Origin of the sequence: Stenotrophomonas sp. (assembly GCF_031995405.1) — a bacterium.
Taxonomy (GTDB): domain Bacteria; phylum Pseudomonadota; class Gammaproteobacteria; order Xanthomonadales; family Xanthomonadaceae; genus Stenotrophomonas.
This window is the reverse complement of sequence record NZ_DAMAGC010000146.1, coordinates 1-9,494: the sequence shown is the minus strand read 5'-3', so window position 1 is coordinate 9,494 and position 9,494 is coordinate 1. Positions and strand designations below refer to the sequence as shown.

The 9,494-nt window shown below is 61.3% G+C and carries 7 protein-coding genes and 2 pseudogenes; 8 read left to right on the top strand and 1 reads right to left on the bottom strand.

Annotated features, from left to right (window positions below):
- From RTO53_RS17965 to comJ, 7 genes and pseudogenes are all read left to right on the top strand, one after another.
- The coding region (locus RTO53_RS17965) for a fibronectin type III-like domain-contianing protein (protein ID WP_312239076.1) at positions 1 to 534 on the top strand (534 nt) is incomplete at its 5' end.
- Positions 527 to 2,011 (top strand): annotated as a pseudogene (locus RTO53_RS17960) (MFS transporter); the annotation flags it as partial. The gene RTO53_RS17965 and the pseudogene RTO53_RS17960, both read left to right, overlap by 8 nt.
- Entirely contained in the window at positions 1,991 to 3,007 is a 1,017-nt protein-coding gene (locus RTO53_RS17955; RefSeq protein ID WP_312239077.1) for a glycoside hydrolase family 43 protein, read from the top strand. The pseudogene RTO53_RS17960 and the gene RTO53_RS17955, both read left to right, overlap by 21 nt.
- Positions 2,997 to 3,860, top strand: a complete 864-nt coding sequence (locus RTO53_RS17950; RefSeq protein ID WP_312239075.1) for an aldose epimerase — start codon at positions 2,997 to 2,999, stop codon at positions 3,858 to 3,860. Before RTO53_RS17955 ends, RTO53_RS17950 begins: the two co-directional genes overlap by 11 nt.
- A 97-nt stretch (positions 3,861 to 3,957) precedes the next feature.
- Positions 3,958 to 5,349 (top strand): NAD-dependent succinate-semialdehyde dehydrogenase, encoded by a 1,392-nt coding sequence (locus RTO53_RS17945; protein WP_312239074.1) that lies wholly within the window; start codon positions 3,958 to 3,960, stop codon positions 5,347 to 5,349.
- A gap of 479 nt (positions 5,350 to 5,828) precedes the next feature.
- Positions 5,829 to 6,422, top strand: a complete 594-nt coding sequence (locus tag RTO53_RS17940; RefSeq protein ID WP_312239073.1) for a hypothetical protein — start codon at positions 5,829 to 5,831, stop codon at positions 6,420 to 6,422.
- Between the two features lie 411 nt (positions 6,423 to 6,833).
- A complete protein-coding gene (gene comJ, locus RTO53_RS17935; protein WP_312239072.1) occupies positions 6,834 to 7,304 on the top strand; it encodes a competence protein ComJ in 471 nt (156 codons plus the stop codon).
- A gap of 311 nt (positions 7,305 to 7,615) precedes the next feature.
- Here the strand turns inward: comJ and RTO53_RS19980 are convergent.
- A pseudogene (locus RTO53_RS19980) lies at positions 7,616 to 7,741 on the bottom strand (antitoxin); the annotation flags it as partial.
- A gap of 275 nt (positions 7,742 to 8,016) precedes the next feature.
- Between RTO53_RS19980 and RTO53_RS17930 the strand changes: the two are divergent.
- Positions 8,017 to 8,481, top strand: coding sequence for a hypothetical protein (locus tag RTO53_RS17930; RefSeq protein ID WP_312239071.1), 465 nt, complete (start codon positions 8,017 to 8,019; stop codon positions 8,479 to 8,481).
- The last annotated feature ends 1,013 nt before the right edge of the window (positions 8,482 to 9,494 follow it).

The following is a 9,494-nucleotide window of genomic DNA, read 5'->3' as shown; positions in this document are numbered from 1 at the left end:
GCGCTGTTCGGCGACGTCAACCCCGGTGGGCGGCTGCCGGTGACCTTCTACACTGCGGACCAGGCGATGCCGGCGTTTGACGACTACACGATGGAAGGCCGCACCTACCGCTACTTCCGCGGCACACCGCTGTATCCGTTCGGGCACGGGCTGTCGTATACCCGCTTCGACTACGGCAAGCTGAAGCTCGACGCCGCCCGCATCGCCGACACCGCGACCCTCAAGGTTCAGGTCGACGTGGTCAACACCGGCAAGCGCGCAGGTGACGAAGTGGTGCAGTTGTATGTGCGACGGCGTGACGCGAAACCGGGCGACGCACAGCAGGCGCTGCGCGGCTTCCAGCGCGTTCACCTGGCGGCGGGCGAGCGGCGTAGCGTGGCATTCGACCTGGAGGCGCAGCAGGCCCTGCGGCACTATGACGAGGCGCGAGGCGCTTACGCCGTGCCGCCAGGGACGTACGAGGTAAGGGTGGGGAGCTCCAGCGCCGATATCCGCGCCACTGCCGACTTCACGGTGGAGGCCCGCCGTGACTGATGCCCGCCGCAGGGAAGGCACCGAGTATGCGCTGTCGATCCGGGAGAAGCTGGGCTACAGCCTGGGCGATCTGGCGGCGAACCTGATCTTCCAGACGCTGATCACCTACTTGGCCTTCTTCTATACCGATGTGTACCGATTGCCGCCCGGCACCGCAGCGACGATCATTTTCGTGATTGGCCTGCTGGGGGCGTTCGTGTTCACCCCGCTGATCGGCATCGCCGCCGACCGCACCGCCACCCGCTGGGGAAAGTTCCGCCCGTGGATCCTGTGGACGGCGATCCCGTTCGGCGTGCTGGCGCTGCTTGCCTTCAGTACGCCGGATCTGGGCGCACGCGGCAAGGTCATCTACGCCCTGGTGACCTATGGGCTGCTGATGCTGGTGTATGCGGCCAACAACCTGCCGTACTCCGCGCTCAGCGGGGTGCTCACCGGCAGCATGGCACAGCGCAACAGCCTGTCGGCCTACCGCTTCGTGGCGGTGATGATCGCGCAGTTCATCATCCAGGTACTGTTGTTGCCGCTGGTGCTGATCCTTGGTGACGGCGATCGCGTGCAGGGCTTCGAGCGTGTGATGACGGTGTTTGCGGTGGTGGGCACGGTGTTCTTCCTGATCACCTTCGCCACCACGCGCGAGCGCATCGTCCCTGCCAAGGAACAGAGCGGCAGGGTGCTGCAGGATCTGTCCGACCTGCTGCACAACCGCCCGTGGAAGGTGATGCTGGCCCTGACGGTGCTGGTCTTCATCAACCTGGCCCTGAAGGGCGGCACCTACATCTACTACTTCCAGTACTACCTGAGCGAGGCCGCATTGGCGGGCTTTCTTGACCGCTCCGGCTTCAATGGATTCATCGGTGGATTGAACGCAACGCTCAACGGATGGGGCCTGACCGGTTTCACCTGGCCGAAGGACCCGGCCACCTCGGCATTCAGTCTGTTCAACGCCTGCGGTATTCTCTGCATGATCCTGGGCATCGGAGCATCCCGCCGCCTGGCCGACCGCTTCGGCAAGCGGGATGTGTTCGGCGGTGCGCTGCTGGTGTCCACCGTGTTCCTGCTGGTGTTCTACCTCTTCCCGCCCACGGCGGTCGCCGTGGCCTTCGGCGCGTTCATGCTGCACGGCTTCTGCTACGGCATCACCATCCCCTTGCTGTGGGCGATGATCGCCGACGTGGCCGACTACTCCGAATGGAAGAACCATCGCCGCGCCACCGCGATCATCTTCTCGGCGATGCTGTGCGGGCTGAAGATCGGGCTCAGCATCGGCGGTGCGCTGGTCGCCGGCATTCTTGCCCACCACGGCTATCAGGCCGGAGCGGAGCAGCAGCCCCAGGCGGTGGTGGATGGCATCCGCCTGACCGTGAGCGTCTACTGCTCCCTTCCGTTCCTGGTCGCCGTTGCGCTGCTCTTCTTCTACAAGATCGACAAGCGCATGGAGACCTGCATCGAACGCGACCTGCGATCGCGTCGTCAAGCAAACAACCTTGGCCACCTCGCGGAACACGCCATTTCCCAGCCGCTGGTGACCCACCTGTACACCGCGGACCCTTCGGCCCACGTGTTCGAGGGGCGCCTCTATATCTATCCGTCGCACGACATCGACAGTGGCGCGCCGTTCGACGACGAAGGCGGTCATTTCGGCATGGAGGACTACCACGTGTTGCGGATGGATACGCCCGGCAGCGAGGTCATCGACTGCGGCGTGGCGTTGCATGTCCGTGACGTGCCCTGGGCCAGGCAGCAGATGTGGGCGCCGGATGCGGCCAGTCGGGATGGCCGCTATTACCTGTATTTTCCGGCCAAGGACGGGGAGGGCATGTTCCGCATCGGCGTAGCAGTGGCGGATCGTCCGGAGGGCCCGTTCACTGCCGAACCGGAGCCGATGGAGGGCACGTACTCGATCGATCCGGCCGTGTACGAGGACGACGACGGCACCCACTACCTCTACTTCGGCGGCATCTGGGGCGGTCAGCTGCAGAAATACCGGGACAACCGCTTTCAGGCGACGCACGAGGAGCCCGCCGGCGATGCACCTGCGCTGGGCCCGCGTGTCGGCCGATTGGACCCGTGCATGACCCGGCTGGCGGAGCCCACGCGGGAGATCATCATCCTGGACGAGCACGGGCAGCCGCTGCGCGCCGATGACCACGCGCGTCGGTTCTTCGAAGGGCCGTGGCTGCACAAGTACCAGAGACGGTACTACCTGTCGTACTCCACGGGAGATACGCACCTGTTGTGCTACGCCATCGGCGACAGTCCGTATGGACCGTTCACCTATCGCGGCGTGATCCTCACGCCGGTCGTGGGCTGGACCACGCACCATTCCATTTGTGCGTTTGAAGGCCAGTGGTATCTCTTCTATCACGACGCCTTGCTGTCCGGCGGCGTGACCCACTTGCGCTCGGTCAAGTGCACGCCGCTGCACATGGAGGCGGACGGCAGCATCCGGACGATCGATCCCTATGGCGCTTGATCCTGCCGCACCCGAGGATGATGCGCAGGCGCCGCTGCCTGCCGGGCGCCTGCACTGGTTGCGGGCGGGGAGGTTGGAGGTCGCGCTTGCCCCCGACGCTGGCGGACGCATTGCCCATCTGCGCTACGACGGCGTGGAGTGGTTGGTGGGCGAGCACGAGGTTGGGGCGGCGGCGATCGGCTGGGGCTGCTATCCCATGGTGCCGTGGGCGGGGCGTATCCGGCAGGGGCGGTTTGTCTTTGAGGGCACAGCGTTTGAGCTGCCGCTGAACTTCGGCGCGCACGCGATCCATGGCGTGGGCTTTTCAAGGCCGTGGCAGATCGAGCGTCTCGAGGTGGATGCTGCGACGCTTGCACTGGCGCTTCCCGAGGATGCGTATTGGCCGTTTGGAGGCCGTGCGACGCAGATGATCCGTGTGGCTCCCGATCGTCTGGAGCTGCGGCTGACCGTGCAAGCCGGCGCCAAGGCGATGCCGGCGGTGCTTGGCTGGCATCCCTGGTTTCGCAAGCCGGACAAGGTGGTGTTCGCGCCGAGGGCGATGTATCCACGGGACGGGGAGGGCATTGCGATGTTGCCTTGCGTCAGCCCCGCGCCTGGACCTTGGGATGACTGCTTCCTCAACCAGCAGGAGGTGGCGATGGTGTTTGGGAAACAGGTGCTGCGTATGCGCGCAGACACCGGCCATTGGGTGGTGTACGACGGCGCGGCGCATGCAACGTGCGTCGAACCGCAGACGGGGCCGCCGGATGGCTTTACGTTGCAGCCGAACCGGCTGGAGCCTGGACAGAGGCTGGAGTTGACGTTCGAGCTGCAGTGGGGCGGTGGCATTGGCAAAGGCAATGACGTCCGGTGAAACTTCAGTGATGCACGCCACTGGAGAATTCACGGCGGAGGAACTGTACGGCGGCGACCCTGTCAGCACCTCCCCTTGAAGTGAAGCGTGCCTTTCCATGTCCACCAAGCATCTCACCACGATCAATCCGCTGACCGAAGAAGTGCTCGCCACCTATTCCTATATGTCCGACGCCGAGGCTGCGGCGGTCGTCAAGGCAAGTCATGAAGCCTTCATGCAATGGCGCCTGCGCAGCCTCGATGATCGAGCAAAGGTCATCGCGGGCATCGCCAAGGCCCTTCGCGAGCGCAAGGAAGAGTTCGCACAGCTGATGACCGACGAGGTCGGCAAGCTGATCGAGGACAGTCGAACTGAGGTCGAGCTGTGTGCCAGCATCTGCGATTACACCGCCAAGCAGGGGCCTGTCGTGTTGGCCGATGAGGAGCGCGATGTGGAGGGCGCCACCGGCATTGTTACCCACGCCCCGATCGGTGTGGTTTACGGCATTCAGCCGTGGAACTTCCCCGCCTACCAGGCCGTCCGCTATTCCATCGCCAGCCTGATGGCCGGCAATGGCGTCCTGCTCAAACACGCGGAGAGCTGCACCGGCAGTGGCTTGCTGCTGCGTGACATCTACGAAAGTGCCGGGCTGCCCAAAGGGCTTTTCGGCGTGCTGCTGATCAGCCACGACCAGTCCAATGACATCGTGGAAAACGATCTGGTGCGCGCGGTGACCCTGACCGGGAGCGAAGCGGCAGGACGCACCGTGGCCGCCAAGGCCGGCGCGGCGCTCAAGAAGGCCGTACTTGAACTGGGCTCCAACGACGCGTATCTGGTGCTGGACGATGCCGACCTGGAACTGGCGGTGGCGACCTGCGTCAAAGGCCGCCTGTTCAACAACGGGCAGACCTGCGTCAACGCCAAGCGCTTTATCGTCACGAAGAAGAACTATGAGGCCTTCGTCAGCGAATATGCGAAGGCGTTCGAAGCGATCCGGATGGGCGACCCGAACGCCGACGATACCCAGCTCGGCCCCATGGTATCCAAGGCGCAGCGCGACAAGCTGCACGAACAGGTGACCAAGAGCGTCGCGCAGGGCGCGCGTCTGGTGGTAGGCGGTGAGGTTCCAGACCGCGTCGGTTGGTTCTACCCGGCCACGGTGTTGGCGGATGTGGCACCGGGGCAGGTGGCCTACGAGGATGAGCTGTTCGGTCCTGCCGCGGCCATCATTCGCGCCGAGGACGATGAGGATGCGTTGCGCATCGCCAACGACAGCCGCTACGGCCTGGGCGGGGGCATTTTCAGTCGAGACGTGCAGCGCGCCCGGGAACTGGCGAGCAAGTACTTCGACACCGGGATGGTCTTCATCAATACCTTCGACGTCGCGTCCCCGGCGCTTCCGTTCGGTGGCGTGAAGGCGTCCGGGTATGGTCGCGAGCACGGTCCGGAAGGTTTGAAGGAGTTTGTCAACGTCAAGTCGATCAAGATTGCGGCCGCGACGTCCGCCTGAGTACAGCACTGGCGCCGCGCGACTCGACATCGCGCTAGCGCCTTATGTTCAGCTCGGGTGGAGCGCGCTAGGTGGAAGCATGGATGTAGAGAGGGTGGGCGATAAGCGCCTGGCCACGGATGGCCAGGCACAGGACTGGAATGCAAGCCGTTCGATACGAGAGGCAAAGCCAGCACTGTGTGCTACGCCAATCCCAAGGTTCCTGACTCCAGTGATAAGGGGCCGTTATCAGGGGCAGGGTAGATGTCCGCTTCCGGTCGGATGCGAATGGATCGCCCACCTCCAAACCCCAGGCGGCAGGTATCCAGCCCTATCCACTCGCGAGATGAGCGGGCCCTATGTACCGGGGTGCTCATCAGGCATATCAAAAGCTCCCTGACTTTGTGTTCGAGCTCTGTCGCCTCGCCGGATGACGGCATACATCTGCGCCGACGCCGCCCATGCGCAACCCATTCACGGCATATTGATATTTGCCACCATTGGCTGAATACTCGATCGACGAAGCATTCACAGTTGGATTTTTCGGCTACGGATTTGCCTTTCGGGAGGCGAGTGTGAGGTTGACTTTATTTACCGTCATTCTATCCCTCGCCGTCGGGTGTTCGTCGGCAGGAATTGGAAGTTCGGCAGAGTATTCGCATGGCGTACTATCTGCTCATTTTGAAGAGAACAGAATGTGCGCCGCCTCCTGGCAAAACATTGTGGATGAATGGATTAGAAGCGGCGGCAGATTAACGGAAGACATCGAGGCGAACCGGGCGATGATCGCGGGCGATAAGGTTAGCGTGTTTGCTTCACTTATCCGGGAGGTTTGGAGTAGGCAAGCTGCCGCAGGTACGGATGTTGATCGATCCTTCGTGTTTAATGAGGTTCTTGAATCGAGAAAAGTTGTGCCGGACAGCTGCACGCCATTGTTCTGGCTACAAGGTGTCCTGGCCGGTACACCGACGGCTTTTTCTGCCGGCGCGATGATGTCACTTCAGAAGAGGCTTGGCATCGACGATGACCGCTTGAGAGCTACTGATTGGATGATGTCCCAGCTATTGATATCACCGACGAATGCGCGGAACTAACGCTTGTACACGGAAGCGATGACCGGGGCTGGATCAGCCGCCAGGTTCCCCAGTCGTCGACGCCTGCTTCGTCCTTGTTTAGTTCTCCGAGTTGCGCGAGAGGGCCTTGCACTCAAACCAGAGAAGCTTCTTGTCCGGTCCAAGGCGCTTGCAGGTGAGATGAGCGATGCCCATGCGAGGTCGGAGGCAGCGCGACGAACTGCAGTTATTCAGCGACTTGAGCAAGTGGGGCCTCACGCCAGGCGCTCTACGACAGGCTCCAGGACGCTGATGAATTGGCGAGATTTGAGCGTGAGAGCTTGGCTGAGCACGTCTCAATACGCGAGACAATCTCTCCGCAGGAGCACGTATCGGAAGTTCGTGTCGCGGAATTGCTGGTGGCGAAAGGATCAGAATAAAGGTGGTTGACTGATGTCGATTTTTCAATTTGAGCTGTATGTTTCGTACTCACAGCTCTGTGTATTCTCAAAAGGCATGGAAACTCCATTTAACGATTGGAGTGATCGAAATATTTCGCAGGGATTTTCATGGAGGAGTTCCAGTGTCTCCTTCATGACGATTTTGGACGAGGGGAAGTGCGAGGTGAAGATGTTTGTCGACGAGCCGATTACAGATCTGGGGGTAGACGTCGTCCGCGCTTTTCGGGTTCCATTCAGCACGTCCAATGGAGGAGTTGAGATCGCAAGCATCTCGGATGGCGTTCCTATTGAATTGTCCCCGGGGTCATATGCACTTCAGGTAGAGTTTCTGAAGACTGACCATGAAACTCAGTACGCAAATATTCGTTTAAACAAGGGGCCTGGTAACTTTGAGGTCATAAGGGCCGATGCCGGCATCGAGCCGGCTGGTGAACTTGACATTAGTGGTGCACCTGCCATTTAACTGGCGGGGCAGGGGCGGGGCTTGCGGCTTGGGCGAGCATCACACGCCGTGCATCACGCTTTCAACATCACGGAGATAGCACTTCAGGCAACTCTATGGCTCGCGGCATCACCGAATCCGACGTTCATACGGCCGCTGACGAATTGGTCGCCCCAGCGCGGAAGGAGCGCCGCGCTCGAGGAGCAACTTGCGAGGCTCCAAAGTCTGCCCGCCGAATTCGAGGCAGCCCTTCGGCGGAGTCAGCAAGCTCAAAAATCTCCTAAGACGGCTTCAAAACCAGCTAAGAAGGCCACGCCCAAGGCGCCATAGGCTCACGTGAGTATCTTCCGCTTCGCGGCAGCGGCGATTGCGGCTCGAACTTCAGTGATCACTTGGTCGTGCGGAATAGTCGGCCTGCTGTCGGCAAGGGCGCGCTGGGCCATTACCTGGAACCACTGAGTGTGGCTTCTTTGCTTTTAACGTCAACGGCGTATCGATTCCCGGCGTTGAGCAATGGGAGGATCCAACCGAATGGGAGAAGCTGGCCCCCGGCTCGATCTTGGTCGTTGATGAGGCCCAGCGGTTCTTTCGTGCAGCCGCTGGGAACGCGCCCGCCTACATACAGGCCATGGAGACCATTCGCCACGTCGGTGTACGCCTCACCCTGCTCACTCAGTCACCGGCATTGATCCATCCCAGTATCCGGGCGCTGGTGGGCCTTCATGAGCATTAGGTGCGCCAAGGCGGCAAGCAACTGGCGACCATCTATCGCCGGTCCCGCGTCATGGACAACGTGCGCAACGAGAAGGCGCTGCTGGCCGAGGATCACGAAAGCTGTGCGTTCCCGCGCGAGTGCTACGACCTGTACAAAAGTGCCGAGGTGCACACGGTCAAGCACACGATGTCCTCCAAGGCGAAACGCGGCCTGATCCGTGCCGCCATCGCTGCGGTGCTGGTGGGCTATGCGGTGTGGAACGGCGAACGCCTGTTCGGCGGTGAGGCAAAGGAAGAGAGCGAGGCAGCGACGACCGCTGCGTCAGCAGTGGTTGGCGGTTGCCTGCTCTCGCCCAACTCCAAGGAAGTCAGGTTTGCAGATAAAAACGACTATGCCCGCCAGCACCTGCCGCGTGTTGCCACCATGCCGTGGACAGCACCCATCTTTGATGAGCGCACCACCACCGCAGATCCGCAGTTGTAGTGCGTGTCGTCGCGCCCAGGAATCGACGGGCAGGGTGCTTACGTCGAAGGAGGGTGCACGTGCCTCACAGAGCAGGGCGCCGCCTACGATATTTCGCAGCCTGAGTGCCGGGCCATTGCCCGTTACGGGGGTCTCTATAACCCTACAGGGCTCAACGAAACGAAGCGGCCCGCACTCGCTGCGCCCTGATTGTCCGGCAGCAAATTCGGACGGCCCGCAGCATGGCGCAGTGATATCGGCCGGCGACTGAGCTATCGGCACTTTCCCCGAGTCGGCACAGAACCGCTATAGCGGCGGATAACCGCAGTGGCCCACGGTTAGGTACTATTTACCCACCACGGCAGGGGATGGCTCATGTCACTTTCGGACTACAGCAAGGAAATTGCGTCAGTCTCTGTAGCCTTTTTAGGGCTGATCGGAAAGTGGATGACAAAGAGCCGTGCGTCCATGGTGTACGCCAGCAGGTACAACCTGACCCATCTTTTGCCTCCATTTCGAAATGAGGCTGGCGATATCACGGTCCAGAGCCCTGTCCTTAAAGCGCATGGATTCATTGTTCGGAACAATGGAAAAGAGCCGCTTAGCGACGTTGTCATTGTTCTTAACTGGGAACCTCAGTCACTGAATGTGTGGCCCGCACGCCCATACGAGCCAGTCAAGGGTGATCACGATCGATATAGCCTGCGGTTCACCACTCTGTCGCCCGGAGAGGAGCTCTTTCTCGAAACGGTTGCAGTTCATGCACCTATGCCCGAGATTCTTCTCGTTCGAAGTCGGGAGGCGCTAGCGAGAGAGATTCAGCTTGTCCCCATGCCCGCAGTTGCGAAATGGCGAATCAGGTGTGTCCAGGCCCTGTCGTTCGCTGGCGTTGTTGCGGTCATTTACGTTTCACTGTGGCTTCTGCGTGGACTGTTGACCGACAATTGGACGTGGGGCACTTGAGGGTGGGATTTCTTGTGCCTATTAACAGGGCTCGTCCGGCCGGTCGCGCCAGCCCCCCTCAATTCGCTGCA

Coding starts and splice junctions, on each gene's coding strand:
- RTO53_RS17945 (WP_312239074.1), top strand. CDS start 3,958: ATGTCCACCAAGCATCTCACCACGATCAATCCGCTGACCGAAGAAGTG.
- comJ (WP_312239072.1), top strand. CDS start 6,834: ATGTCGATTTTTCAATTTGAGCTGTATGTTTCGTACTCACAGCTCTGT.
- RTO53_RS17950 (WP_312239075.1), top strand. CDS start 2,997: ATGGCGCTTGATCCTGCCGCACCCGAGGATGATGCGCAGGCGCCGCTG.